The following is a 26,026-nucleotide window of genomic DNA, read 5'->3' as shown; positions in this document are numbered from 1 at the left end:
CGCCCGAATCCCTCGTCCGAAAGGGAAGGTCCCGTGCAACGAGCCGCTCGAACGCTCTTCCTCACCCCGCTGATCGCGTTACTCGCGCTGATCGGCTTCGCCGCCGCCCCCGCCCAGGCCGCCACCTGGTCCTCCTCGGACCAGTGGGGCACCTGGTCCAACGGCGGCTACACCCTCTACAACAACATCTGGGGCTCCGGCGCCGGAGCCCAGACCATCTGGGCCAACTCCTACAGCGACTGGGGAGTGTGGGCCAACCACCCGAACACCGGCGGCATCAAGTCCTACCCCAACGCCAAGAAGGTCGTCGGCAAGAAGATCAGCGCCATCTCCAAGCTGACCAGCACCTACAACGTCACCGTGCCGTCCTCGGGCGCGTACAACACCTCGTACGACATCTGGGACTCCAACTACGACTACGAGATCATGCTGTGGGTCAACAAGACCGGTCCGGTTGGCCCGCTCGGCACCGCCCAGGGGGATGTCTCCCTAGGCGGCCACACCTGGAGCGTCTACAAGGGCAGCAACGGAGCCAATGAGGTCTTCTCGTTCATCCGCACCTCGAACTCCACCTCCGGCTCCGTGGACATCAAGCCCATCGTGAACTGGATCAAGAACACCAAGGGCTGGTTCGGCGATGTGACCATCGGCGACGTCCAGTTCGGCTATGAGATCACCTCCTCGGCCGGCGGTCTGGACTTCCGCACCAACGGCTTCGGGGTGAGCGCGAGCTGACTCCCGCGTTCCGCCGCCGCCCGGCCACGCGGCGGCGGTACGCCACCGGCCCGGCGAGGTCGCGTCAGGACGTGCCGGGGGCCGGGCCCGAGCTGGCCCGTACGGTCAGCTCCGGGGCGAGCAGGGTCACCTGCTCCTCCGGGGCGCGGCCCGCCAGTTTCGCCACCGCCAGTTCCACGGCGCGCCGCCCCATCTCCTGCGCGGGGATGGCCACCGAGGTGAGCCGCACCGACGCCTGGGTGGCCACCTGCTCGGGGCATATGGCGACCACCGAGACGTCCTCGGGCACCGCGCGGCCCTGCCGGCGCAACAGGCTGAGCAGCGGATCGATCGCCGCCTCGTTCTGCACCACGAAGCCGGTGGTGCCGGGCCGTTCGTCAAAGATCCGGGAGAGGGTGCCGTCCATGGACTCGTAGCTGCCCTCGCACGGGCGGTGCAGCAGCCGCACCCCCAGCTCACCGGCGCGGCGGCGCAGCCCCTCCAGGGTCCGCTCGGCGAATCCGGTGTGGCGCTCATAGACCGCCGGGGCCTCGCCCACGACGGCGATCTCCCGGTGGCCGAGGTCCGCCAGATGATCGGCGCACAGCGCACCGGTGGCGGTGAAGTCCAGATCGACGCAGGTCAGGCCGACGGTGTCGGCGGGAAGCCCGATCAGCACGGTGGGCTGGCGGGCCGCGTGCAGCAGCGGCAGCCGCTCGTCCTCCAGCTCCACATCCATCACGATCATGGCGTCGGCGAGTCCGCTGCCGGTCACCCGGCGCACCGCCGCCGGGCCCTCCTCGCCGGTGAGCAGCAGGACGTCATAGCCGTGGGAGCGGGCCGTGGTGGCGACCGCGATGGCGATCTCCATCATCACCGGCACATACATGTCCGTCCGCAGCGGCACCATGAGCGCGAGGATGTTGGAGCGGCTGCTGGCCAGGGCGCGGGCTCCGGCGTTGGGGTGGTAGCCGAGCTCCTTGATGCTGTGCTCGACGCGCTCGCGCGTGGGAGCGGAGATCGACCGCTTGCCGCTGAGGACGTAGCTCACCGTGCTGGCGGAGACTCCGGCGTGGCGGGCGACCTCGGCGAGGGTGACCATGCGGGGGACTCCATCCGGGGGATTGTCAGTGAAGCGCTTCGACGCGTGGCGAGACCCTTCCGCCCGACCATGCGGATTGACCCTAAACCCGCAGCGCAAGGGCTGTCCAGAGGGAGTCGAAGCGCTTCAACACCACGTCCATGCCCCTCGGCATCCCCGCCGGGTCCGCCGCCGCGGCAATCCTTCCCGAACCTCCAGATCCCGGCGTCACCCCGCTTTGCCGTCCCGTCGGACCGGATGCACACTGGCAGCGGTACGTGCCGGTAATGTCACGAGATCGTCGCGGCAAAGGGAGCACCGATGACCGCATCCTCCGTCAGGCCGGTGTCCGAGCGTGAAGCGCGCCAGGTCGCCGAGGCCGCACGCGAACAGGTATGGCACAAGCCCAGCTTTGCCAAGGAGCTCTTCCTCGGCCGCTTCCGACTCGATCTGATCCATCCCCACCCCGCCCCCGCCCCGGACGACGTCCGCCGCGGCGAGACCTTCCTCGCCAAGCTCCAGGAGTTCTGCGAGACGCGGGTCGACGCCGCCCGCATCGAGCGCGAGGCGCAGATCCCCGACGAGACCATCAAGGGGCTCAAGGAGCTCGGCGCGCTCGGCATGAAGATCGACACCAAGTACGGAGGGCTGGGCCTCACCCAGGTCTACTACAACAAGGCCCTCGCCCTGGCCGGCTCCGTCAGCCCGGCGATCGGCGCCCTGCTCTCCGCCCACCAGTCCATCGGCGTACCGCAGCCGCTGAAGCTCTTCGGCACCCAGGAGCAGAAGGACCGCTTCCTGCCGCGCTGCGCCCGCACCGACATCTCGGCCTTCCTGCTCACCGAGCCGGACGTGGGCTCCGACCCGGCCCGCCTCGCCACCACCGCCGTGCCCGACGGCGACGACTACCTGCTGGACGGCGTCAAGCTGTGGACCACCAACGGCGTGGTCGCCGACCTGCTCGTGGTGATGGCCCGGGTGCCGCGCTCCGAGGGCCACAAGGGCGGCATCACCGCCTTCGTCGTCGAGACCGCCTCCGAGGGCGTCACCGTGGAGAACCGCAACGCCTTCATGGGGCTGCGCGGTCTGGAGAACGGCGTCACCCGCCTGCACCGGGTCCGCGTCCCGGCCGCCAACCGGATCGGCCCCGAGGGCGCGGGCCTCAAGATCGCGCTGACCACGCTCAACACCGGACGGCTGTCGCTGCCCGCGATGTGCGCGGGCGCCGGGAAGTGGTGTCTGAAAATCGCCCGCGAATGGTCCGCCGCCCGTGAGCAGTGGGGCAAGCCCATCGCCAAGCACGAGGCCGTCGGCGCCAAGATCTCCTTCATCGCGGCGACCACCTTCGCCCTGGAGGCCGTCATCGACCTCGCCTCCCAGATGGCCGACGAGGACCGCAACGACATCCGCATCGAGGCGGCGCTCGCCAAGCTCTACGGCAGCGAGATGGCCTGGCTGATGGCCGACGAACTGGTCCAGATCCGCGGCGGCCGGGGTTATGAGACCGCGGCCTCGCTGGCCGCCCGCGGGGAGCGGGCCGTCCCCGCCGAGCAGATGCTGCGCGATCTGCGCATCAACCGGATCTTCGAGGGCTCGACCGAGATCATGCATCTCCTCATCGCCCGCGAGGCCGTGGACGCCCATCTGTCGGTGGCGGGCGATCTCATCGACCCCGGCAAGTCCCTCCAGGACAAGGGCAAGGCGGCCGCCAAGGCCGGTGGCTTCTACGCCCGCTGGCTGCCCGGCCTGCTCACCGGCCCCGGTCAACTGCCCCGCGCCTACCCGGAGTTCAACCCGGCGGGCCACCCGGACCTCTCCCCGCATCTGCGCTATGTGGAGCGCTCGGCGCGCAAGCTGGCCCGCTCCACGTTCTACGCCATGTCGCGCTGGCAGGGCCGGATGGAGACCAAACAGGGCTTCCTCAGCCGGATCGTCGACATCGGCGCGGAGCTGTTCGCGATGAGCGCGGCCTGCGTACGGGCCGAGATGCTGCGCTCCCGCGGCGACCACGGCGTCGCCGCCTACCAGTTGGCCGACGCGTTCTGCCGGCAGGCCAGGATCCGCGCCGAGGAGCTCTTCGGGCGGCTGTGGACCAACACCGACGAACTCGACCGCAAGGTGGTCTCCGGGGTGCTCTCCGGAACGTACGAGTGGCTCGAGCACGGGGTGATCGACCCCAGCGGTGACGGCCCCTGGATCGCCGACGCCACTCCCGGCCCGACCGCCGAGCAGAACGTCCACCGGCCCATCCACTGAGGAGCCGCCGGGAAGCCGCCGGAGCACGTGCTCACGGGCCCCCGGGATCAGCGATCACCGGATCCCGGGGCTTGTCACCGAGCCGTCACCCCTTGCCCCCACAATGGGGGGATGACGGATTCCCTGGCTGACCCGCATCAGCGCGTTCCGGCGGCCACCGCCGCGGCGAGCGTGCGCGACATCGTGATCCTGGGCTCCACCGGTTCGGTCGGCACCCAGGCCATCGACGTGGTGCTGCGCAACCCCGACCGCTTCCGCGTGACCGGCCTGTCCGCCGCCGGGGGACGGGCCGGGCTCCTCGCCGAGCAGGCCCACCGGCTGCGGGTGGACAGGGTCGCGGTCGCCCGGCCGGAGGCGGTGGCCGAGGTGCGCCAGGCGCTGAGCGCGCGCTACGGCGCCGGTGAGCCGCTCCCCGAGATCCTGGCGGGGCCCGACGCGGCCACCGAGCTCGCCCGCTCCCAGTGCCACACCGTGCTCAACGGCATCACCGGCTCCATCGGCCTGGCGCCCACCCTGGCCGCCCTGGAGGCGGGCCGGGTGCTGGCGCTGGCGAACAAGGAATCGCTCATCGTCGGCGGCCCCCTGGTCAAGGCCCTGGCCAAGCCCGGACAGATCGTCCCCGTCGACTCCGAGCACTCCGCGCTCTTCCAGGCGCTGCTCGGCGGCGCCCGCGAGGAGGTCCGCAAGCTGGTCGTCACCGCCTCCGGCGGCCCGTTCCGCGGCCGGACCAAGCGGGAGCTGGCCTCGGTCACCCCGGAGCAGGCGCTGGCCCATCCCACCTGGGACATGGGCCCGGTGATCACAATCAACTCCGCGACCCTCGTCAACAAGGGCCTGGAGGTCATCGAGGCTCATCTGCTCTACGACATTCCCTTCGAGCGGATTGAGGTGGTGGTCCACCCTCAGTCGTATATCCACTCGATGGTTGAATTCACCGATGGCTCGACGCTCGCCCAGGCGAGCCCGCCCGATATGCGGATGCCGATCGCGCTCGGCCTCGGCTGGCCCGAGCGGGTGCCGGACGCCGCGCCCGGCTGCGACTGGACCAAGGCCCACACCTGGGAGTTCTTTCCCCTGGACACCGAGGCGTTCCCCTCGATCGGGCTCGCCCGCCAGGTCGGCGACCTCGGCGGCACCGCCCCGGCCGTCTTCAACGCGGCGAACGAGGAGTGTGTGGACGCCTTCCTTGACGGAAAGCTGCCGTTCAACGGAATCGTCGATACGGTCGCCGAGGTGGTGGCCGAGCACGGCACCCCGGCCGCGGGAACCCGGCTCACCGTCGCGGACGTCCTCGAGGCCGAGACATGGGCCCGCGCCCGCGCAACGGAACTGGCCGCCAGAGCGGCGAAGGCGACCCCGGAGGCTCGCGCATGACGACACTGATGACGGTCCTCGGCATAGTGGTGTTCGCCGTCGGCCTGCTGATCTCCATCGCCTGGCATGAGCTCGGCCACCTCTCCACGGCCAAGCTCTTCGGCATCCGGGTGCCCCAGTACATGGTCGGCTTCGGGCCGACCATCTTCTCCCGGAAGAAGGGCGAGACCGAGTACGGCATCAAGGCGGTTCCGCTCGGCGGCTACATCCGCATGATCGGGATGTTCCCGCCGGGCGACGACGGAAAGATCACCGCGCGCTCCACCTCACCGTGGCGCGGCATGATCGAGGACGCCCGGTCGGCCGCCTTCGAGGAGCTGCAGCCCGGCGACGACAAGCGCCTGTTCTACACGCGCAAGCCGTGGAAGCGCGTGATCGTCATGTTCGCCGGGCCCTTCATGAACCTGATCCTCGCGGTGGTGATCTTCCTCGGGGTGATGATGAGCTTCGGCGTCAACACCCAGACCACCAATGTGGGCACGGTCTCCCAGTGCGTGGTCGCGGCCTCGTCCTCCACCGACAAGTGCCCCAAGGGCGCCAAGGACTCCCCGGCCAAGGCCGCCGGTCTGCAGCCCCGGGACAAGATCGTCGCCTTCAACGGCCGCCCCACCCCGGACTGGGGAGCCCTCCAGCAGGACATCCGCGAGACCACCGGCCCCGCCACGATCACCGTCGAGCGGGACGGCGTCCGCAAGACCCTGCACGCCGACCTCATAGAGAACCAGGTCGCCAAGTCCGACGGGAACGGCGGCTATGTCGAGGGCGAGTTCGTCACCGCCGGCTTCCTCGGCTTCACCCCGGCCAACGGAGTGGTCCAGCAGTCCTTCGGGCAGTCCGTGGACCGTATGGGCAACATGGTCGAGGACGGCATCGACTCCATGATCGCCCTGCCCTCCAAGATCCCGGACCTGTGGAACGCGGCCTTCGGGGACGGCGAGCGCAAGGCGGACTCCCCGATGGGCGTCGTGGGCGCGGCCCGGGTCGGCGGCGAGGTCGCCAACCTCGACATCCCGCCCTCCCAGCGGATCGCGACCATGCTCTTCCTGGTCGCCGGGTTCAACCTCTCGCTGTTCCTGTTCAACATGCTGCCGCTGCTGCCGCTGGACGGCGGCCACATCGCGGGCGCGGTGTGGGAGGCCATCCGCCGCCACACCGCCCGGCTGGTCCGGCGGCCCGACCCCGGACCGTTCGACGTGGCGAAGATGATGCCGGCCGCCTATGTGATCGCCGGAGTTTTCATCTGCTTCACGCTGCTCGTCCTGGTGGCGGACGTCGTGAACCCCGTGAAAATCTCCTGATGACGGGAGATGTCCTGAAGTTCACCTTTGGGTGGACTTCAGGAGCGCGGTGTGCTGAGGCCATGACCGGTGCCGTAATCTCGGAGATCGGAGTCCGCTGATCTCCAGCCACGCACACACCTTGGGGTTTCGAACCAGATGACTGCGATTTCGCTAGGAATGCCGTCCGTACCGGCCAAGCTCGCCGAGCGCAGGGCCAGCCGGAAGATCCAGGTCGGGTCGGTGGCGGTGGGTGGTGACGCTCCGGTCTCGGTGCAGTCGATGACGACGACGGTGACGGCGGACATCGGTGCGACGTTGCAGCAGATCGCGGAGTTGACGGCGTCGGGGTGCCAGATCGTGCGGGTGGCGTGTCCGTCGCAGGATGACGCGGATGCGTTGCCGGTGATCGCGAAGAAGTCGCAGATCCCGGTGATCGCCGATATTCATTTCCAGCCGAAGTATGTGTTCGCGGCGATTGATGCCGGGTGTGCGGCGGTGCGGGTGAATCCGGGGAACATCCGGCAGTTCGACGACAAGGTCAGGGAGATCGCGAAGGCGGCGTCGGGTGCGGGTGTGCCGATTCGTATCGGGGTGAACGCGGGGTCGCTGGACAAGCGGTTGCTGGAGAAGTACGGCAAGGCCACGCCGGAGGCCTTGGTGGAGTCGGCGTTGTGGGAGTGTTCGCTGTTCGAGGAGCACGGGTTCCGGGATATCAAGATCTCGGTGAAGCACAACGATCCGGTGGTGATGGTCAATGCCTATCGTCAGCTGGCGGCTCGGTGTGACTATCCGTTGCATCTGGGGGTGACGGAGGCGGGTCCGGCGTTCCAGGGGACGATCAAGTCGGCGGTGGCGTTCGGTGCGCTGTTGAGTGAGGGGATCGGGGACACGATCCGGGTGTCGTTGTCGGCGCCTCCGGTGGAGGAGGTGAAGGTCGGGATTCAGATTCTGGAGTCGCTGAATCTGCGGCAGCGGCGGCTGGAGATCGTCTCGTGTCCGTCGTGCGGTCGGGCGCAGGTGGATGTGTACAAGCTCGCGGACCAGGTGACGGCCGGTCTGGAGGGTATGGAGGTTCCGTTGCGGGTGGCGGTCATGGGGTGTGTCGTCAACGGTCCGGGTGAGGCGCGTGAGGCGGACCTGGGTGTCGCCTCCGGCAATGGCAAGGGGCAGATCTTCGTCAAGGGCGAGGTCATCAAGACCGTGCCGGAGTCGAAGATCGTGGAGACCCTGATCGACGAGGCCATGAAGATCGCCGAGCAGATGGAGAAGGACGGCATCGCGTCCGGCGAGCCCGAGGTCTCCGTCGGCGGCTGAAGCGCCCCCAGGGAGGCGCACAGGGCCCCTGGAAAGGCGGTGAGGGGCCCTCTTGGCCTGCGCGGTAGAGTCTGGAGAATCGACGTCCCCGGCCCGCGGGCCCGCACCACGTGAGGCAGACCGACACGTGCTGACCACGTCCACCACCAGGGTTCTCGAGCCCCATGAGCTCGACGCGGCCCTTGCGGTGCTCGACCGCGACCCCGTCTCGAACGCCTTCGTGGCCGCCCGCGTCCAGGTCGCCGGCCTGGACCCGTGGCGGCTCGGTGGCGAGATGTGGGGCTGGTACTCCGGCGGACGGCTGGAGTCGCTCTGCTACGCCGGGGCGAACCTCGTGCCCATCTGCGCCACCCCCGAGGCCGTGCGCGGCTTCGCCGAGCGCGCCCGCCGGGCGGGCCGCCGCTGCTCCTCGATCGTCGGCCCCGCCGAGACCACCGCCGGGCTGTGGTCCCTGCTGGAGCCCAGCTGGGGCCCGGCCCGTGAGGTCCGGGCCCGGCAGCCGCTGATGGTCACCAGCTCGATGCCCGCCGACGTCCCGCCCGATCCGCTGGTGCGCCGCGTCCATAAGGACGAGATGGACGTGATCATGCCCGCGTGCGTGGCGATGTTCACCGAGGAGGTCGGCGTCTCGCCGCTCGCGGGCGACGGCGGGCTGCTCTACCAGGCGCGGGTCGCCGAGCTCGTCACCGCCGGGCGCTCCTTCGCCCGGATCGAGAACGGCCGGGTGGTGTTCAAGGCCGAGATCGGCGCGGCCACCCCGCACGCCTGCCAGATCCAGGGCGTATGGGTGGCCCCCGAGTACCGCGGCCGCGGCCTGTCCGAGACCGGAATGGCGGCCGTGCTGCGCTATGCGCTGAGCGAGGTCGCCCCGGTGGTGAGCCTGTACGTCAACGACTTCAACACCGCGGCCCGCGCCGCGTACCGCCGGGTCGGCTTCCGGGAAGTCGGCGCGTTCATGAGTGTGCTGTTCTGATCGACGGGCCAGTAGGGTGCCGCCCATGCTGCATCTCCCCGGGGGGCGGACCCCGGAACCCGAAGACGTCGTCGTCGGGTCGCTCGACCTCGCCGCACGCGTGGACGAAGCGCTCGACGTCCAGGCCGTCGCCTTCGGGCTGACGGACGAGGAGGTCGGCGTACGACGCCACATCGTGCTGCGCCACCTCAAGAGCCCCGGCGCCCGCGCGCTCGGCGCGACCACGCCCTCCGGCCGGCTCGTCGGCTTCGTCTACGGCATGCCCAACGACCGCACCCACTGGTGGTCCACGGTCGTCCAGCCGTATCTGCGCGCGGCCGGGCACGAGGACTGGCTGGACGACTCGTTCGTCATCACCGAGCTGCATGTCCACCCCGAGTACCAGAGCCGCGGCATCGGCCGACAGCTGATCACGACCATTACGGACGGCGCGGACGAGCCGCGCTCGATCCTGTCCGCGATCGACACCGAGAGCCCGGCCCGCGCGCTCTACCGCTCACTGGGCTATCGCGACCTCGCCCGCCCCGTGCTCTTCCCGAGCGCCCCGAGCCCGTACGCCGTGATGGGAGCCCCCCTGCCGCTGCGCCGTCGCTAAGCAGGTCGGAGGAAGTCCGCTACGGTTCCGGCAGCGCCCCGAAGGGGCGCGGGGCTGTGTCGATGTGCGGCTCCGCCGCGCGGGCGCGACCAGCCACGACGGCGCCGCAGTCGGCCGACGACGCATCGCGACACTTCCAGCGGAGCGCTTAGGCACCGCCGCGGCCTTACGCATTTCCGGGAAACCAGCCCGTGCGGCTAACCTCCTGAACATCCCATCGCACGCAGGAGAGACCCCATGGCCCACGCCGTCAACGTCCAGCGCATGTCCACGATGATGCTGAAGACGCTGCGCGAAGACCCGGCGGACGCCGAGACCGCCAGCCACAAGCTGCTCGTCCGCGCCGGGTACGTCCGCCGCGCCGCCGCGGGCATCTGGACCTGGCTGCCGATCGGCAAGAAGGTCCTGGAGAACGTCTCGCGGATCGTCCGCGAGGAGATGGACGCCATCGGCGCCCAGGAGGTCCTCCTGCCCGCGCTGCTGCCCCGTGAGCCGTACGAGACGAGCGGCCGCTGGGACGAGTACGGCGATCTGCTCTTCCGGATCAAGGACCGTAAGGGTGCCGACTACCTCCTGGGCCCGACCCACGAGGAGATCTTCACTCTGACGGTCAAGGACCAGTGCACGTCCTACAAGGATCTGCCGGTCATGCTCTACCAGATCCAGACCAAGTACCGGGACGAGGCCCGCCCCCGCTCGGGTGTGCTGCGCGGGCGCGAGTTCCTGATGAAGGACTCGTACTCCTTCGACACCACCGACGAGGGCCTCGCCGAGTCCTACCGGCTGCACCGCGAGGCGTACCAGCGGATCTTCCAGCGCCTCGGCCTGGACTACCGCATCGTCTCCGCGGTCTCCGGCGCGATGGGCGGCTCGGCGTCCGAGGAGTTCCTGGCCCCGGCGGCGGCCGGTGAGGACACCTTCGTCGACTGCCCGAACTGCGACTACGCCGCGAACACCGAGGCGGTCACGGTGACCGTGCCGCCGGTCGAGGGCGCCGGGCACGGCCCCCTCGAGGAGCTGGACACCCCCGACACCCCGACCATCGAGACCCTCGCCGAGTACCTCGGCGTCCCGGCCTCCGCCACCCTGAAGAACCTCCTGGTCAAGGTCGACGGCGAGATCACCGCGGTGGGCGTCCCCGGCGACCGCGAGGTGGACCTGGGCAAGCTGGGCGAGCACCTCGCCCCGGCTGTAGTCGAGCTCGTCACGGCCGAGGACTTCGAGGGCCGCCCCGAGCTGGTGCGCGGCTACGTCGGCCCGCAGGGTCTGGCGGGCAAGTCCTTCCGCTACATCGCCGACCCGCGCGTCGCCCCCGGCACCGCCTGGGTGACCGGCGCCAACAAGCCCGACACCCACGCGCGCGACGTGGTCTGCGGCCGTGACTTCGAGGTCGACGAGTACCTGGACGTCGTCGTGGTCGAGCCGGGCGACCCGTGCCCGCGCTGCGGTGCGGGCATCGAGCTGGACCGGGCGATCGAGATCGGCCACATCTTCCAGCTCGGCCGCAAGTACGCGGACGCCTTCCAGCTCGATGTGCTCGGTCAGAACGGCAAGCCGGCGCGGGTCACGATGGGCTCGTACGGCGTCGGCGTCTCCCGCGCCGTCGCCGCCCTCGCCGAGCAGACCCACGACGAGTCCGGGCTCTGCTGGCCCCGCGAGGTCGCCCCGGCCGACGTCCACATCGTCGCGGCGGGCAAGGCCCTCCAGACCGAGATGGCCCTCGACCTCGCCGAGAAGCTGGGCACGGCGGGCCTGCGGGTCATGGTCGACGACCGCGCCGGTGTCTCCCCGGGCGTGAAGTTCACCGACTCCGAGCTGATCGGCGTCCCGGCCATCCTGGTCGTGGGCCGCGGCGCGAAGGACGGCGTCGTCGAGCTGAAGGACCGCCGTACGGGCGAGCGGGAGGATCTCCCCATCGAGGAGGCCATCGCCCGCCTCACCACCACCGGCTGACGACCGCGGCGGCGCAGCGGGCGCGGCGCCGGGCGGCGAAGCCCGCGCCCCGCCTCCCGCTGCCCAACCGCGCCGGAGGCGCGAGACGTCAGCCGTGCCCGGCCGAGTCGGGCGGCCCCGTCAGAGCCAGCCCGCGAACTCCAGCAGCAGCTCCGCGCGGCGGCGGTCGCCCGCGGCGGCGTGGCGCAGGCCCGTCTCGACGGCGCGGTGGAGGGACCAGCCGCGCAGCCGGTCGCGGTCGACGTCCAGGGAATCCGCCAGCTTGGCGACCCGGCGCCGCGCGGCCGCGGCGGGACCGGGTCCCGCGGCCAGATCCTCGCAGCGGTCGAGCACCAGCCGCGCCAGGTCGTACGCGCGCTCGCCCACGAGCGGCGCCGGACCCACCGCGAGCCAGGGTGCGCGCTCCCCGGCCAGCACCTTCCCCTGCCGGAAGGCGCCGTGCAGCAGCACCTCCTCGGGCGGCTCGGCGGGCAGCGCCGCCCGCAGCTCCAGCGCCTCGTCGGTGAGCGGACGGGCCTGCGCCGCCCAGTCCCCGGCGCCGAGCACCCGCAGGATCTCCCGCTCCTCCTCGGTACGTCCGGTGACCGACGCGAACGGATGCCCCTCGGGCGGCGGCACCCACAGCCGCCGTACCGTGCCCGCCGCCTCCAGCAGCGCCTTCGGCTCGGGCAGCGAGCGCAGCGACACCGCGCCGTGCAGCCGCTCGAGCAGCAGCGCACCGGTGTCCGGGTCGGCGCGCAGCAGCCGGGCCGCGCCCCAGCCGTTCCAGTGCGCGAGGGCGGCCCGCTCACGGTCCGCGTCCGGGCCGGGGACCGGGAACTTCAGCGCCGCCGGGGTGTCGTCCGCCAGCCGTACGAGCGCGACGAGCCCGCGACGCCCCCCGGGTGTCGCGACCCGCTCCAGGGTCAGCTCCCAGGCCGCCAGCTGCCGCTCGGCCGTCCCCGGCAGGGCGTCCAGCCAGCTCCGTACGGCGCTCGCGGGGTCGTCGCCCAGCGCGTCCAGAAGCCGCTTCGGCACGAGGACGCGGTCCGTATCGCGGCCGCCGGGCCGTGGTGCCGATGCCATTCCTGAGCTGTCCCCTCCACCGTCAATGACGTCACACCCCGTCCGACCCACCGCTCGGCGACGCCGACGGAGTGGCCGGTGTGGCGCGTTCGGTGAGCCCAGGGAAGGCTACGCCGCCGCCCCGCCAGCGCACCGCCCGGACCGCCGCCTCCCGCAGCGCGCCCGCCGCCTGGCGGCGCAGGGATCCGGTCGAGGCCCGTACGAGGTCGGCGTAGACGGCGGCGACCCGGTTCTCCAACTCGGCCGCGAGCCGCACCGCGGCGGGCGCGTCCGGCACCGCGAAGGGCAGGGCGTAGGCGGGCGCCGCGCTGGTGGGGCGGCCGCCGAGGTCGCGCACGGTGCGGGCGAGGTCGTCCCGGCGCGCGCGGTGCGCGGCGTAGCCCTCGCGCGCCTCCGCGAGCCGGTCGTCGCCGATCCGCCCGCCGACGACGCCGTAGCCGTACACCGCGGCGTGCTCGGCGGCGAGCGCCGCCTGCGCGGCCCTGAGCGCCGCGGCGCGTTCGCCGACGGCCGGGCGGTCTGCTCGAGCGGCCATGTCAGTACCCCTTCCCGGTGGTCCCGAGCGTGATCACGAGTCCGTGTCGCGCTGCGTGAGGAGATACACGTGGGCGGCGCCGCAGGCCGCGACGGAGGCCAGCAGCCGGGCCAGCTCGGGCGGCGCGGTGGCGAGCGCGGCGGTGCGGGTGTCGGCGGTCCGGCGCTCGGCCTGGACGAGGGCGGACAGGGCCCGCTTCTCGTCCTTCGGGACCTTCGGCATCCGCCGCCCGCCCGCCGAGGGTGAGCGCGACACGGTCGCGGAGGGAGAGGGGGACCGGCCCTTGGCGGTGAAGACCGCGACATGCCGGGCCGTCTCCTCCCGCAGCGGCGCCAGCCGGTCCGCGAGGGCGGGGTGCGCGTCCACGGTCGCGTCGTAGCGCGCGAGGAGTGCGGTGGAGTCCCGCGCGCCCCGCGCCCGCAGCAGCGCGACGTCCGCCCCGCCGTCCGCCTCGCGCCGGGACTCGGGGTCGTCGGAGCAGCCGCTCAGCAGCGCGACGGCCCCCAGCGCCCCGCCGCCCAGCAGCAGACTCCGCCGCCGGGTCACCGGCGCGGTGCGGGCCGAAGAGGTGCCGGACGCCGAAGACACCGCGGACACGGCGGACACGGCGGACGAGGCGGACACGGCGGGGATCGCGGACACCGCGTCAGGCGCGGCTGTGGCACGGGGCGGGGGAGTGGCACGGGGCGGGGGAGTGGTGATCGACACGTTCCTCTTTCCGGGCTGCGGCCGCTCCCGGCCGCCGGTAGTGATCACAGCAGGCGAGCGTACCCGCGCCGAGGCCGTCTGCCCGGCAGCGGCCACCGAATCGTCAGCCCGCCGCCGGAACAGATAGGCTTTGACCTGACACGCGACCTTCCCACAACAGCACACGCGGCCGAGGAGTCACCCGGATGAGCACCACCCAGAGCGAGAGGCTGCGCGGACTGCTGGAACCGCTCGTCAGCGCGCGAGACCTGGATCTGGAAGAGGTCGAGGTGACACCGGCCGGGCGGCGGCGTGTGCTGAGAGTGGTCGTGGACTCCGACGACGGCGTGCAGCTGGACACGTGTGCGGAGCTGAGCCGGGACATCTCCAAGACCCTCGACGACACGGACGCCATGGGCCAGACCGCGTACGTCCTCGAGGTCACCTCCCCCGGCGCCGAACGCCCCCTGACCGAGCCTCGCCACTACCGCCGCGCCGCCGGCCGCCTCATGAGAGCGCGCCTCGCCGACGGCGACGAGCTGGTGGCCCGGATCGTCTCGGTGGACGACGGGGGACTCGATCTGGAGGTCCCCGGTGTGAAGGGGCGCAAGCCCACCGCCAGGCGGCTGGCCTTCGAGGAGATCTCCAAGGCCCGGGTGGAGATCGAGTTCAACCGCAAGTCCGCGGACAAGACCGCGGGCGACGACGACGAGAGCAAGGAGGAGGCGTAGCCGTGGACATCGACATGAGTGCCCTGCGGGGTCTGGTGCGAGAGAAGGAGATCTCCTTCGACCTGCTGGTCGAGGCGATCGAATCGGCCCTCCTCATCGCCTACCACCGCACCGAGGGAAGCCGCCGCCGGGCCCGCGTGGAGCTCAACCGCGACACCGGCCATGTGACCGTATGGGCCCGTGAGGACGCCGAGGACCTGGAGGAGGGGCAGGAGCCCCAGGAGTTCGACGACACCCCCTCCGGCTTCGGCCGGATCGCCGCCATGACCGCGAAGCAGGTCATCCTCCAGCGGCTGCGGGACGCCGAGGAGGAGATCACCTTCGGCGAGTACGCGGGGCGGGAGGGCGATGTCGTCGCCGGCGTCGTCCAGCAGGGCAAGGACCCCAAGAACGTGCTGGTGGACATCGGCCGTCTCGAGGCGATCCTGCCGGTGCAGGAGCAGGTCCCGGGCGAGGACTACGCCCATGGCACCCGGCTGCGTACGTACGTCGTACGAGTCGTCAAGGGCGTGCGCGGACCGTCGGTGACCCTTTCGCGTACGCATCCCAATCTGGTCAAGAAGCTCTTCGCGCTCGAGGTGCCGGAGATCGCGGACGGCTCCGTGGAGATCGCGGCGATCGCCCGTGAGGCGGGCCACCGCACCAAGATCGCGGTCCGGTCCACCCGCGCGGGGCTGAACGCCAAGGGCGCGTGCATCGGCCCGATGGGCGGGCGGGTGCGCAGCGTGATGGCCGAGCTGCACGGCGAGAAGATCGACATCGTCGACTGGTCGGACGAGCCCGCTGAGCTCGTGGCGAACGCGCTGTCACCCGCGCGGGTGAGCAAGGTCGAGGTGGTCGACCTGGCGGCGCGCTCGGCCCGGGTCACCGTGCCGGACTACCAGCTCTCGCTCGCCATCGGCAAGGAGGGGCAGAACGCCCGGCTGGCGGCGCGGCTGACCGGCTGGCGGATCGACATCCGGCCGGACACCGAGCAGTTGGGTGATCAAGGCTGATTCAGGTCGGATCCCCCAGGATCCGGGCCAAATCGAGTGACGGTTCGATCACTCCCCCCAGGGGGTGAGGTCGGTACGGGGAGGTAGACTTAACCAGTGTCTGGCCGCACGCGAGCTGGTGCCTGCCCTGAGAGAACCTGTGTGGGATGCCGGGATCGGGCGGCCAAGAACGATCTGCTGCGCATCGTGGCTGTCGAGGGTGTTTGTGTCCCCGACCGGCGCGGTACGCTCCCCGGTCGGGGTGCTTATGTTCACCCCACACGGGTCTGCCTTGACCTGGCGGTTCGCCGCCGGGCCTTTTCCCGGGCCTTCAGGGGGCCGGGAGCGCTCGACACCACGGCGCTCCGCCGGTTTGTCGAGCAGGGTGCACAGGCGACACCCTGAGTAGTTGAAAGAACGGCACGGGACACCGTGCGGTCAGGTACCTCGCGAGTCGGAAGTAGGTCGAGATTGCGATGAGCACTCGATGAGTACGCGATGAGTACGCCCATGAAGTAGCGACGGTCCGGCGACAACCCGGACCTAAAAGGAGCGAAGTGGCTAAGGTCCGGGTATACGAACTCGCCAAGGAGTTCGGAGTTGAGAGCAAGGTCGTCATGGCCAAGCTCCAGGAACTCGGTGAATTTGTACGTTCGGCGTCCTCGACGATCGAGGCGCCGGTTGTGCGCAAGTTGACTGACGCTTTCCAGGGTGGCAACGGCTCCGGCCGCGCCTCCGGTAAGCCCTCGGCGCCGCGCAAGGCGACGCCCAAGCCGCCGACCCCAGGTCCGGCGGCGGCGGCCCGTCCGGCCGCCCCCAAGCCCCCGGCGCCCGGCCCCAAGCCGGCCGGCGCCCCCGAGGGCCAGCGCGGCACCCCCTCCGCGGCGCCCACTCCGGGCCCGCGTCCCACACCGGCACCGGCTGCCCGTCCGGCCCCCGGCCCCAAGCCGGGCCCCGCGCCGGCGGCTCCGGCGCAGCCCGAGTTCACCGCGCCGCCGACCCCCGCGCCCAAGCCCGCCGCGGCCAAGCCGGGTGCGCCCGGCAAGCCGGGTGCCACTCCCGGTCCGCGCCCCGGCGCCCGTCCGGGCGCACCGGGCCAGGGCCAGGGTGGCCAGCGCGAGGGTGGTCAGCGCGAGGGCGGCCAGGGTGGCCGTGGTGGCCCGCGTCCGGGTCAGGAGCGTCCGCGTTCGGGTGGTCCCCGTCCGGCCGGTCCCCGTCCCGGTAACAACCCCTTCACCTCCGGTGGCTCCACCGGTATGGCGCGCCCCCAGGCGCCCCGTCCCGGCGGCGCCCCGCGTCCCGGCGGTCAGCCCGGCGGCGGTCCGCGTCCGCAGGGCGGCGGCCAGGGCGGTCCGGGCCGTGGCCAGGGCGGTCCCGGCGGTCCCCGTCCCACTCCGGGCCAGATGCCCCGTCCGCAGGGCGCCCAGGGTGGCGGCCCGCGTCCGGGTCCCGGCGGCGCGCGTCCGAACCCGGGCATGATGCCGCAGCGTCCGGCCGCGGGCCCGCGTCCGGGCCCCGGCGGCGGTGGCGGTCGCGGTCCCGGCGGCGGCGGTCGTCCCGGTGGCGGCGGTGGCGGTCGTCCCGGTGGTGGCGGCGGCTTCGCCGGTCGTCCCGGTGGCGGCGGTGGCGGTCGTCCCGGTGGTGGCGGCGGTTTCGCCGGCCGTCCGGGCGGTCCCGGCGGCGGTGGCGGTTTCGGCGGCGGTGGCCGTCCCGGCTTCGGCGGCCGTCCCGGCGGTCCCGGTGGCCGTGGTGGTACGCAGGGCGCCTTCGGCCGTCCCGGCGGTCCGGCGCGTCGTGGCCGTAAGTCGAAGCGGCAGAGGCGCCAGGAGTACGAGGCCATGCAGGCCCCGTCGGTCGGCGGCGTGATGCTGCCGCGCGGCAACGGCCAGACGGTCCGGCTGTCGCGTGGTGCCTCTCTCACCGACTTCGCGGAGAAGATCAACGCCAACCCGGCGTCGCTGGTCGCCGTCATGCTCAACCTCGGCGAGATGGTCACCGCGACGCAGTCCGTCTCCGACGAGACGCTTCAGCTTCTCGCCGACGAGATGAACTACAACGTCGAGATCGTCAGCCCGGAGGAGGAGGACCGCGAGCTTCTCGAGTCCTTCGACATCGAGTTCGGCGAGGACGAGGGCGGCGAGGAGATGCTCTCCGCGCGTCCGCCGGTGGTGACCGTCATGGGTCACGTCGACCACGGTAAGACCCGACTGCTGGACGCGATCCGCAAGACCAACGTGGTCGCGGGCGAGGCCGGCGGCATCACCCAGCACATCGGTGCCTACCAGGTCTCGACCGAGGTCAACGACGAAGAGCGCAGGATCACCTTCATCGACACCCCGGGTCACGAGGCGTTCACCGCCATGCGTGCCCGTGGTGCCAAGTCGACCGACATCGCGATCCTCGTGGTGGCGGCCAACGACGGTGTGATGCCCCAGACGATCGAGGCGCTGAACCACGCCAAGGCGGCCGATGTGCCGATCGTGGTCGCGGTCAACAAGATCGACGTCGAGGGCGCGGACCCGACCAAGGTGCGCGGTCAGCTGACCGAGTACGGCCTGGTGGCCGAGGAGTACGGCGGCGACACCATGTTCGTCGACATCTCCGCCAAGCAGGGTCTGCACATCGACAGCCTGCTGGAGGCCGTCGTCCTCACCGCCGACGCCTCGCTCGACCTGCGGGCCAACTCGGAGCAGGACGCACAGGGCATCGCGATCGAGGCCCACCTCGACCGCGGCCGCGGCGCCGTGGCCACCGTGCTGGTCCAGCGCGGCACCCTGCGGGTCGGCGACACGATGGTCGTCGGCGACGCGTACGGCCGCGTCCGGGCGATGCTCGACGACAACGGGAACAACGTGGTGGAGGCCGGCCCGGCGACCCCGGTCCTGGTGCTCGGTCTGACCAACGTGCCCGGTGCGGGTGACAACTTCCTCGTCGTGGACGAGGACCGCACCGCCCGCCAGATCGCCGAGAAGCGCGCCGCCCGCGAGCGGAACGCGGCCTTCGCCAAGCGCACCCGCCGGGTCTCCCTGGAGGACCTGGACAAGGTGCTCAAGGCCGGTCAGGTCCAGCAGCTCAACCTCATCATCAAGGGCGACGCGTCCGGTTCGGTGGAGGCTCTCGAGTCCTCGCTGCTCCAGCTCGACGTCGGCGAAGAGGTGGACCTGCGGGTGCTGCACCGCGGTGTGGGTGCGGTCACCGAGACCGACATCGACCTGGCGACGGGCTCGGACGCCATCGTCATCGGCTTCAACGTGCGCGCCGACGGGCGTGCCACGCAGATGGCCGAGCGCGAGGGCGTGGACGTCCGTTACTACTCGGTCATCTACCAGGTGATCGAGGAGATCGAGGCGGCCCTGAAGGGCATGCTCAAGCCGGAGTACGAAGAGGTCGAGCTCGGTACGGCGGAGATCCGCGAGGTCTTCCGCTCGTCCAAGCTGGGCAACATCGCGGGTGTGCTCATCCGCTCCGGCGAGGTCAAGCGGAACACCAAGGCCCGCCTCGTCCGCGACGGCAAGGTCATCGCGGAGAACCTCAACATCGAGGGCCTGCGCCGCTTCAAGGACGACGTCACCGAGATTCGCGAGGGCTTCGAGGGCGGTATCAACCTCGGCAGCTACAACGACATCAAGATCGACGACGTCATCGCGACGTACGAGATGCGCGAGAAGCCGCGCGGCTGACAAGCGGCGGCGGCCGGGGCCGATCGGCGGAGGAATTTCCGTCGATCGGCCCCGGCCCTTGCGTGTACGGTGCGAGAAGCCCGCAATCACAAAGGCCCCACGGGTGGCTTGACCCGGACCGCATGTATGTAGGGACGTTGTCCTTTGACCTGCTTCTCGGCGACGTACGGTCGTTGAAGGAGAAGCGCTCCGTCGTCCGCCCGATCGTCGCCGAGCTGCACCGCAAATTCGCGGTGAGCGCGGCGGAGGTCGGCGACCAGGACCTGTACCGCAGGGCCCAGATCGCCCTGGCGATGGTCTCCGGGGACCCGGGCCACCTCTCGGAGGTGCTCGACCGCTGCGAGCGGCTGGTGGCGGCGCGGCCGGAGGTGGAGCTGCTGTCCGTGCGACGGCGGTTCCACGGTGGCGATGATGAATGAGGGCCGGACCGGTGGTCGCAGACCGCGCCCCCGGCCATCGATGACTGACGCGAAGAAGAGAGAAGAAGACGCATGACCGACACCGCGCGGGCACGCAAGCTGGCGGACCGCATCCGGGTCGTGGTCGCGGAGACCCTGCAGCGGCGGATCAAGGACCCGCGGCTGGGCTATGTGACCATCACCGACACCCGGATCACCGGTGATCTGCGGGAGGCGACCGTCTTCTACACGGTCTTCGGCGACGACGAGGAGCGGGCGGCCTCCGCCGCGGCCCTGGAGAGCGCCAAGGGCGTGCTGCGGTCGGAGGTCGGGCGCCAGACGGGGGTGCGCTTCACCCCGACCCTGACGTTCGTCCCGGACGCGCTGCCGGAGAACGCCCGCACCATCGACGATCTGCTCGCCAAGGCCAGGGAGGCGGACGCCCAGGTGCGCGAGGCGTCCTCGGGGGCCGCTTACGCGGGCGAGGCCGATCCGTACCGCAAGCCCGGCCAGGAGGACGACGAGGAGCCCGGCACGGACGGCAAGGGTTCAGCGGACACATGACGCGCAACGGCAGGGCCGGTTCCGGGGCACCGGACGGCCTGGTGATCGTCGACAAACCGGCCGGTTTCACCTCGCACGACGTCGTCGCCAGGATGCGCCGCTTCGCCGGCACCCGGCGGGTCGGCCACGCCGGGACGCTGGACCCGATGGCCACGGGCGTGCTCGTGGTCGGCGTGGAGAAGGCCACCCGGCTGCTGGGCCATCTGGCGCTGACCGAGAAGGAGTACCGGGCCACCATCCGGCTCGGGCAGACCACGGTCACCGATGACGCGGAGGGCGAGACCACCGCCTCCGACGGCGCCGCCGGGGTCGACCTGGGCGCCGTCCGGGCCGGGATCGAGGAGCTGACCGGGGACATCCAGCAGGTTCCCTCGAAGGTCAGCGCCATCAAGATCGACGGCAAGCGCTCCTACGCACGGGCGCGGGAGGGCGAGGAGTTCGCGATCCCGGCACGGCCGGTGACCGTCTCCTCCTTCGTCCTCCACGACCGCCGCGAGGCCAAGGCGGAGGACGGCACCACCGTCCTCGACCTGGACGTCACGGTGGTGTGCTCCTCCGGCACCTATATCCGGGCCCTGGCGCGCGACCTGGGCGCCGGACTCGGCGTGGGCGGCCATCTCACGGCCCTGCGCCGGACCCGGGTCGGTCCGTACGGGCTGGAGGCGGCCAGGACGCTGGAGCGGCTGGAGGAGTCGCTTGAGATCCTGCCCATCGCGGAGGCGGCGGCCGCCGCGTTCCCGCGCTGGGACGTGGACGAGCGCCAGGCCCGGCTGCTGGGCAACGGGGTGCGGATCGACATGCCGTCGGGGGAGACGGGGCCGGGGTCGGGGCCGGTCGCGGTCTTCGGGCCGGAGGGGCGCTTTCTGGCCCTGGTGGAGGAGTCGAAGGGCAAGGCGAAGAGCCTGGCCGTCTTCGTATGACGGCGTTGATGCGTTGACGGGTTGCCGGGTTGACGCCGTCGGCGCGCCCGGCCCGGCCGACGCGGCGCCGGTGTGTCATTGCCGACTCCGGGCCGCGTTGCACCCGCCGGGACCGGCCGCCTACCGTGGCTTTCCGGCCGGTCCGGGCGCTCGAGGCGGCCACCGATGCGAGGCGGGGGCCCGGGGCATGGCAGTCTTAGACCTGCGAAGTCGACAGACAAAGGTTCGGGCGAGGAGCGGGCAAAGTGCAGCGCTGGCGTGGCTTGGAGGACATCCCCGAGGACTGGGGGCGCAGCGTCGTCACCATCGGTTCCTACGACGGGGTGCACCGAGGGCACCAGCTGATCATCGGCCGTGCCGTGGCACGGGCGCGTGAGCTGGGCGTACCGGCGGTCGTGGTCACCTTCGACCCGCATCCGAGCGAGGTCGTGCGGCCCGGCAGCCATCCACCGCTGCTCGCCACGCACCAGCGGCGCGCGGAGCTGATGGCCGGGCTGGGCGTGGACGCGGTGCTGATCCTGCCGTTCACGGCGGAGTTCTCGCGGCTCACCCCCGCGGACTTCGTGGTGAAGGTGCTGGTGGACAAGTTGCACACCCGGGTCGTGGTGGAGGGCCCCAACTTCCGCTTCGGCCACAAGGCCGCCGGGAACGTGGCATTCCTGCGCGAGCTCGGTACCACCTACGACTACGAGGTCGAGGTCATCGACCTGTACGAGCGCGGTGAGGCGGGCGGCGGCGAGCCGTTCTCCTCCACGCTGGTGCGCCGCCTGGTCGCGGAGGGCGATGTCACGGGCGCGATGGAGGTCCTCGGCCGGCCGCACCGGGTCGAGGGCGTGGTGGTGCGCGGTGCCCAGCGCGGCCGTGAGCTGGGCTTCCCGACGGCCAACCTGGAGACGCTGCCGCACACCGCGATCCCGGCCGACGGCGTCTACGCCGGCTGGCTGACGGCGCAGGGCGAGGCGATGCCCGCGGCGATCTCGGTCGGCACCAATCCGCAGTTCGACGGGACCGAGCGAACGGTCGAGGCGTATGCGATCGACCGGGTCGGACTGGATCTGTACGGACTCCATGTCGAGGTCGACTTCCTCGCCTATCTGCGGGGCCAGGAGAAGTTCGACTCGATCGAGGCGCTGCTGGAGCGCATGGCGGCCGATGTGAAGCGGGCGCGGGAGCTTGTGGAGGAGCACGGGAGCCGTTGAGGCGTACTGGCGTACGGGGCGTACGGCGCGGCGGCTGAGGCGTACGGGAGCGGCTGAGGGCGCGTGCTGAGGCGCCGTGCGCCGCGTGGTGAACGGAGAACGCGAATGCGCCCCGTGGACCGGATCACCGGCCCACGGGGCGCGTTCGCTTCTTCGCCCGCTACTGCTGCGGGGGCTGCTGCTGCCAGGGCTGCCCCGGCTGGGCCTGCTGCCACGGCTGGCCGGGCTGCGGCTGCTGCCCTTGCTGCCCCTGCTCATAGGACTGCTGCCAGCCCTGCTGGCCGCCTTGCTGCGGGTACCCGGGGTACTGCGGCTGCTGGCCCTGCTGAGGCGCGTAGGCGCCCGGGTAGGGCTGCTGGGCCGGTCCGGGCATCGGCGGGGCCACCTGCGGCGGCTGGGCCGCTCCGTCGCCCGTCCACAGACCCTGCTCCTGCTGGGCGCGGGTGAAGTCCTCCGCGACCATGGCCGAGAGGTTGAAGTACGCCTCACGGGTCTTGGGCCGCATCATGTCCAGGTCCACCTCGGCGCCCGCCGACAGATGCTCGTCGAACGGCACGACGATCACCCCGCGGCAGCGGGTCTCGAAGTGGGACACGATGTCCTCGACCTTGATCATCTTGCCGGTCTCCCGGACCCCGGAGATCACCGTGATGCTCCGCGAGACCAGATCCGCGTAGCCGTGCGCGGACAGCCAGTCCAGGGTGGTGCTGGCGCTGCTCGCGCCGTCCACCGAGGGCGTGGAGATGATGATCAACTGGTCGGCGAGGTCGAGGACGCCGCGCATGGCGCTGTAGAGCAGGCCCGTGCCCGAGTCGGTGAGGATGATCGGGTACTGCTTGCCCAGGACGTCGATGACGCTGCGGTAGTCGTCGTCGTTGAACGTCGTCGAGACCGCCGGGTCCACGTCGTTGGCGAGGATCTCCAGCCCCGACGGCGCCTGCGAGGTGAACCGCCGGATGTCCATATAGCTGTTGAGGTACGGGATCGCCGTGACCAGGTCGCGAATGGTCGCACCGGTCTCCCGGCGGACCCTTCGGCCGAGGGTGCCCGCGTCCGGGTTGGCGTCGATCGCGATGACCTTGTCCTGGCGCTCGATGGCCAGCGTCGAGCCGAGGGCGGTGGTCGTCGTGGTCTTGCCGACGCCGCCCTTGAGGCTGATCACCGCGATGCGGTAGCAGGAGAGCACCGGCGTGCGGATCAGCTCCAGCTTGCGCTGCCGCTCCGCCTCCTCCTTCTTGCCGCCGAGCTTGAAGCGGGAGGGGCCGGGGGTGTTCTTCTTCGGCTTCTGCTTGCCCTTGATCAGCCGGTCCGAGGAGAGCTCGACCGCGGCGGTGTACCCGAGCGGTGCCCCCGCGCCTCCGGCCTGGCGCCGCTGGTCGGGCGTCACGGTCGGCCAGCCGCCGGTACGGGGGTCGGCCGGGGCCGCCGGGGCGGCTTGGGCGTCCGGGCGCGGATAGCCGTATCCGTCATGCGGCTGTGGCTGCGCCGGCTGCCCGGGAACGGGTCCGGGAACGCCGTCGCCGGGCCGCGGGAAGCCGTACCCACCCTGCGCGCCCGGACCCTGCTGCCCGGGGAACTGCTGACCCTGGGGGTCATACGGCGGCTGGCCCTGGACGGGGCCGTTCGGCGCGTACGGACCGGGCTGGGCAGGCTGACCGGGCTGACCGGGCTGGGCAGGCTGGCCGGGCTGGCCCGGGTACATCGGCTGGGCGGGCTGTCCGGGGTGGCCGGGGTACTCGGCCTGCCCAGCCTGGGGCGCGGGGTAGGGCTGTGCGGGGGGCTGCTGGTACGGGCCCTGGCCCTGCTGGTCCGGGGCGGGCGGCTGCGGGAAGCCATAGCCGCCCGGGACGGGCGTCGGCCCCTGGCCCTGTCCCGGACCACCCGGGCCGGGCGCGGGCTGGGCCCCCGGGGGCGGGTAGCCGTAGTGGGGCCCCTGCGGAGCCGGGGCACCCTGCGGACCGGGACCCGGTACGCCCGGACCGGGCTGCTGGTAACCGCCCTGCGGGCCGGGCACGTTGCCCGCCGGGGGCTGCGCCCCCGGGGACTGATCCGGCAGCGGGGCCGGACCGGGCTGGCCCGGAATCGCACCGGGAGCGCCCTCACCGGGACGCGGATAGCCGTATCCGCCCTGCGGCCCCGGCCCGGCGGCGGGTTGCTCGGGCTGACCGTGCGGCTGGGGCGGGGGAGGCGCCCAGGAGGTGTCCTGCGGCGGGAGCGGCACTCCGGCACCAGGGGTGGCGGGCCCATCCGTCCGCTGCTCCGGAACCGGAGCGGGACCCGGAGCCGGTGGAGCGTCCTCGGGCGCCGCGGGCTGGAAGTCCGGCGGCAGGGGCGGCAGCCCCGACTGCGGAACGGGCGGCGGGGCCCAGGTGGTGGCGGGCTGCTCGGGCGACGGCGCGCTCGGCGGCACGGCGTCCTCGGGGACCGCGTCCTCGGGAACCGCGTCCTGAGGCTCGGCGCTCGCCTGCCTCAGCTCCTCCATCTCACGCCGCAGCGCGGCCGTGGAGAAGCGCAATGTGCCCTCGCTGCGCACGTCGTCGTCCGTACGGTCGTCCGACTCAGAGGAGCCGGAATCGCCGTCCGAACCGGACCGGGACGCACCCCCGGACCCGGACGCAACCCCGGACCCGGAGCCAGACCCGGGCCAAGACCCAGACTCGGAATCCGAACCGGAACCCGAAGGAGAACCGGAACCGGAGCCGGAAGGAGAACCGGAACCGGAACCGGGATCAGCGAACCCGGCGCCGGAGTCCTCGCTCCGCCTCTCGGCGATCTCGCGCCGCAGCGAGGCGGTGGAGAACCGCACGGTGGAAGGGCTGCCCAGATCGCCGTTCTCGCCCTCGTCGGAGCCCGCCTCGGTGGCGTACTCCGAGTCCGGCCGGAAGGCGTCGTCGTCCTGCGGAGCAGCGGCGGGCGCCAGCGTGAAGTCGTCATCGACGGGAGCGGAGGCGGAAGCCGCAGCCGAATCCTCCGTCTCGACATCGGCTGCCGGTGCGGAGGCCTCGTAGGAGGGCTCGGACTCAGCGCTGTCCGAAACGCCGTCATCCGTAACGCTGTCACCCGCGGGCGCGGCACCAATCGAATCAGCCCCAGAGTCGGGCAAAGGCGACATGTGACTGCCCGAGTCGGACTCTCTGCTCTCCGGTTCCGACCGTGCCTCGTCCTCCCTCTGCGCGGGGACCTCCGCCACCTCGGAGGCGTCCGACGCGACATCGGAGGAGGGCACCGGGGCCGGCGGCGGCCAGGCACCCGGAAAACCGCTCGGCTCCGGCACCCCCGGCACGGGCACCGGATTGCCGGTGGGCGGCGGTGGAGGCGGCGGACCCGGCATCCCCGCACCCGCGCCCGTCCCGGTTCCCCCGGAACCGCCGGTCGACGTGGGGGCCGTGGAGGACGGCGAGGACGACGACGAAGCGTTCTGCGTGTACCAGGCGGGTGGGGTGTAGTCGATGGTGAACTCGCCCGTGTGCTCGGTCTCCGCGTCGGACCGATCATCGCCGGGTGTGTTTCCGCCCGTGCGGATCTCGTCCCGATCGCTGCTCACAATGCCTCCTGGTGTGGTCGAACACCCTTGTAATTCTTGGCGAGGCCGATCTTCTGCCGATCGCTACTGTCGTCCGACCGTTCGGCTTTCCCCTTTTGTGACGCCGGGGGCCCCTGAACGGGCGCTCCACCGGGTACCCCAAGACTAATCACCATGAGCGCCGAGGGGGCAGGCCCATCCGCGCACTCG

General features: G+C 71.7%; 21 protein-coding genes. 16 read left to right on the top strand and 5 right to left on the bottom strand.

Annotated features, from left to right (window positions below):
• The first annotated feature begins 33 nt into the window (after window positions 1-33).
• A complete protein-coding gene (locus J2Z30_RS08250) occupies window positions 34-735 on the top strand; it encodes a glycoside hydrolase family 12 protein (RefSeq protein ID WP_044569506.1) in 702 nt (233 codons plus the stop codon).
• A gap of 64 nt (window positions 736-799) precedes the next feature.
• Here the strand turns inward: J2Z30_RS08250 and J2Z30_RS08245 are convergent, their stop codons facing one another.
• Window positions 800-1,816, bottom strand: coding sequence for a LacI family DNA-binding transcriptional regulator (locus J2Z30_RS08245; protein WP_044569505.1), 1,017 nt, complete (start codon window positions 1,814-1,816; stop codon window positions 800-802).
• A gap of 300 nt (window positions 1,817-2,116) precedes the next feature.
• Here J2Z30_RS08245 and J2Z30_RS08240 point away from each other — a divergent pair, with 300 nt between their 5' ends.
• From J2Z30_RS08240 to J2Z30_RS08210, 7 genes are all read left to right on the top strand, one after another.
• A complete protein-coding gene (locus J2Z30_RS08240; protein WP_044569504.1) occupies window positions 2,117-4,051 on the top strand; it encodes an acyl-CoA dehydrogenase family protein in 1,935 nt (644 codons plus the stop codon).
• 111 nt (window positions 4,052-4,162) lie between these two features.
• Window positions 4,163-5,425 carry a 1-deoxy-D-xylulose-5-phosphate reductoisomerase gene (gene dxr, locus J2Z30_RS08235; RefSeq protein WP_044569503.1) on the top strand — a complete coding sequence of 421 codons (1,263 nt, stop codon included), beginning with the start codon at window positions 4,163-4,165 and terminating at the stop codon, window positions 5,423-5,425.
• On the top strand, window positions 5,422-6,723 hold the full coding sequence (locus tag J2Z30_RS08230) for a M50 family metallopeptidase (protein ID WP_044569502.1): 1,302 nt from the start codon (window positions 5,422-5,424) through the stop codon (window positions 6,721-6,723). The genes dxr and J2Z30_RS08230 overlap by 4 nt, the downstream gene beginning before the upstream one ends.
• Before the next feature lie 138 nt (window positions 6,724-6,861).
• Window positions 6,862-8,019, top strand: coding sequence for a flavodoxin-dependent (E)-4-hydroxy-3-methylbut-2-enyl-diphosphate synthase (ispG, locus tag J2Z30_RS08225; protein ID WP_209468613.1), 1,158 nt, complete (start codon window positions 6,862-6,864; stop codon window positions 8,017-8,019).
• A gap of 127 nt (window positions 8,020-8,146) precedes the next feature.
• The gene (locus J2Z30_RS08220) at window positions 8,147-8,992 is read left to right on the top strand and encodes a GNAT family N-acetyltransferase (RefSeq protein WP_044569500.1); all 846 of its coding nucleotides are present in this window, start codon (window positions 8,147-8,149) and stop codon (window positions 8,990-8,992) included.
• 25 nt (window positions 8,993-9,017) lie between these two features.
• The gene (locus J2Z30_RS08215) at window positions 9,018-9,587 is read left to right on the top strand and encodes a GNAT family N-acetyltransferase (RefSeq protein WP_044581320.1); all 570 of its coding nucleotides are present in this window, start codon (window positions 9,018-9,020) and stop codon (window positions 9,585-9,587) included.
• Window positions 9,588-9,824: 237 nt separating this feature from the next.
• Window positions 9,825-11,540, top strand: coding sequence for a proline--tRNA ligase (locus tag J2Z30_RS08210; RefSeq protein WP_044569498.1), 1,716 nt, complete (start codon window positions 9,825-9,827; stop codon window positions 11,538-11,540).
• 120 nt (window positions 11,541-11,660) lie between these two features.
• On the opposite strand, the gene J2Z30_RS08205 is transcribed toward J2Z30_RS08210, so the two are convergent.
• From J2Z30_RS08205 to J2Z30_RS08195, 3 genes are read right to left on the bottom strand one after another with little or no spacing between them, the layout of a single operon-like run.
• Complete coding sequence (locus J2Z30_RS08205; RefSeq protein ID WP_044569497.1) at window positions 11,661-12,605, bottom strand: aminoglycoside phosphotransferase family protein; 945 nt, start codon at window positions 12,603-12,605, stop codon at window positions 11,661-11,663.
• Between the two features lie 31 nt (window positions 12,606-12,636).
• Window positions 12,637-13,140 (bottom strand): ferritin-like domain-containing protein, encoded by a 504-nt coding sequence (locus tag J2Z30_RS08200; RefSeq protein ID WP_044569495.1) that lies wholly within the window; start codon window positions 13,138-13,140, stop codon window positions 12,637-12,639.
• A 33-nt stretch (window positions 13,141-13,173) separates the two neighbouring features.
• Window positions 13,174-13,896 (bottom strand): hypothetical protein, encoded by a 723-nt coding sequence (locus tag J2Z30_RS08195; protein ID WP_245387764.1) that lies wholly within the window; start codon window positions 13,894-13,896, stop codon window positions 13,174-13,176.
• 137 nt (window positions 13,897-14,033) lie between these two features.
• Between J2Z30_RS08195 and rimP the strand changes: the two genes are divergently transcribed.
• From rimP to J2Z30_RS08155, 8 genes are all read left to right on the top strand, one after another.
• A complete protein-coding gene (gene rimP, locus J2Z30_RS08190) occupies window positions 14,034-14,558 on the top strand; it encodes a ribosome maturation factor RimP (RefSeq protein ID WP_044569493.1) in 525 nt (174 codons plus the stop codon).
• A 2-nt stretch (window positions 14,559-14,560) separates the two neighbouring features.
• Complete coding sequence (gene nusA, locus J2Z30_RS08185; RefSeq protein ID WP_044569492.1) at window positions 14,561-15,553, top strand: transcription termination factor NusA; 993 nt, start codon at window positions 14,561-14,563, stop codon at window positions 15,551-15,553.
• 96 nt (window positions 15,554-15,649) lie between these two features.
• Window positions 15,650-15,937 carry a YlxR family protein gene (locus J2Z30_RS08180; RefSeq protein ID WP_078956603.1) on the top strand — a complete coding sequence of 96 codons (288 nt, stop codon included), beginning with the start codon at window positions 15,650-15,652 and terminating at the stop codon, window positions 15,935-15,937.
• 152 nt (window positions 15,938-16,089) lie between these two features.
• On the top strand, window positions 16,090-19,212 hold the full coding sequence (infB, locus tag J2Z30_RS08175; protein ID WP_078956602.1) for a translation initiation factor IF-2: 3,123 nt from the start codon (window positions 16,090-16,092) through the stop codon (window positions 19,210-19,212).
• A 122-nt stretch (window positions 19,213-19,334) separates the two neighbouring features.
• A complete protein-coding gene (locus J2Z30_RS08170; protein WP_044569488.1) occupies window positions 19,335-19,631 on the top strand; it encodes a DUF503 domain-containing protein in 297 nt (98 codons plus the stop codon).
• 72 nt (window positions 19,632-19,703) lie between these two features.
• A complete protein-coding gene (gene rbfA / locus J2Z30_RS08165) occupies window positions 19,704-20,174 on the top strand; it encodes a 30S ribosome-binding factor RbfA (RefSeq protein WP_044569487.1) in 471 nt (156 codons plus the stop codon).
• Window positions 20,171-21,094 carry a tRNA pseudouridine(55) synthase TruB gene (gene truB, locus J2Z30_RS08160; RefSeq protein ID WP_044569485.1) on the top strand — a complete coding sequence of 308 codons (924 nt, stop codon included), beginning with the start codon at window positions 20,171-20,173 and terminating at the stop codon, window positions 21,092-21,094. Before rbfA ends, truB begins: the two co-directional genes overlap by 4 nt.
• 245 nt (window positions 21,095-21,339) lie before the next feature.
• Window positions 21,340-22,293 (top strand): bifunctional riboflavin kinase/FAD synthetase, encoded by a 954-nt coding sequence (locus tag J2Z30_RS08155; RefSeq protein ID WP_044569484.1) that lies wholly within the window; start codon window positions 21,340-21,342, stop codon window positions 22,291-22,293.
• A gap of 160 nt (window positions 22,294-22,453) precedes the next feature.
• On the opposite strand, the gene J2Z30_RS51315 is transcribed toward J2Z30_RS08155, so the two are convergent.
• Complete coding sequence (locus J2Z30_RS51315; RefSeq protein ID WP_044569483.1) at window positions 22,454-25,837, bottom strand: SCO5717 family growth-regulating ATPase; 3,384 nt, start codon at window positions 25,835-25,837, stop codon at window positions 22,454-22,456.
• Between the last annotated feature and the right edge of the window lie 189 nt (window positions 25,838-26,026).

This window comes from Streptomyces iranensis, assembly GCF_017874715.1.
Classification (GTDB): domain Bacteria; phylum Actinomycetota; class Actinomycetes; order Streptomycetales; family Streptomycetaceae; genus Streptomyces; species Streptomyces iranensis.
The sequence above is the reverse complement of the archived record's forward strand: the minus strand, read 5'-3'. Positions and strand labels throughout refer to the sequence as shown.

Excerpts from the sequence above, each read along its gene's own strand:
- J2Z30_RS08245 (WP_044569505.1), bottom strand. The coding sequence starts at position 1,816 with ATGGTCACCCTCGCCGAGGTCGCCCGCCACGCCGGAGTCTCCGCCAGC.
- J2Z30_RS08240 (WP_044569504.1), top strand. The coding sequence starts at position 2,117 with ATGACCGCATCCTCCGTCAGGCCGGTGTCCGAGCGTGAAGCGCGCCAG.
- dxr (WP_044569503.1), top strand. The coding sequence starts at position 4,163 with ATGACGGATTCCCTGGCTGACCCGCATCAGCGCGTTCCGGCGGCCACC.
- J2Z30_RS08230 (WP_044569502.1), top strand. The coding sequence starts at position 5,422 with ATGACGACACTGATGACGGTCCTCGGCATAGTGGTGTTCGCCGTCGGC.
- ispG (WP_209468613.1), top strand. The coding sequence starts at position 6,862 with ATGACTGCGATTTCGCTAGGAATGCCGTCCGTACCGGCCAAGCTCGCC.
- J2Z30_RS08215 (WP_044581320.1), top strand. The coding sequence starts at position 9,018 with ATGCTGCATCTCCCCGGGGGGCGGACCCCGGAACCCGAAGACGTCGTC.
- J2Z30_RS08210 (WP_044569498.1), top strand. The coding sequence starts at position 9,825 with ATGGCCCACGCCGTCAACGTCCAGCGCATGTCCACGATGATGCTGAAG.
- J2Z30_RS08205 (WP_044569497.1), bottom strand. The coding sequence starts at position 12,605 with ATGGCATCGGCACCACGGCCCGGCGGCCGCGATACGGACCGCGTCCTC.
- J2Z30_RS08200 (WP_044569495.1), bottom strand. The coding sequence starts at position 13,140 with ATGGCCGCTCGAGCAGACCGCCCGGCCGTCGGCGAACGCGCCGCGGCG.
- rimP (WP_044569493.1), top strand. The coding sequence starts at position 14,034 with ATGAGCACCACCCAGAGCGAGAGGCTGCGCGGACTGCTGGAACCGCTC.
- J2Z30_RS08170 (WP_044569488.1), top strand. The coding sequence starts at position 19,335 with ATGTATGTAGGGACGTTGTCCTTTGACCTGCTTCTCGGCGACGTACGG.
- rbfA (WP_044569487.1), top strand. The coding sequence starts at position 19,704 with ATGACCGACACCGCGCGGGCACGCAAGCTGGCGGACCGCATCCGGGTC.
- truB (WP_044569485.1), top strand. The coding sequence starts at position 20,171 with ATGACGCGCAACGGCAGGGCCGGTTCCGGGGCACCGGACGGCCTGGTG.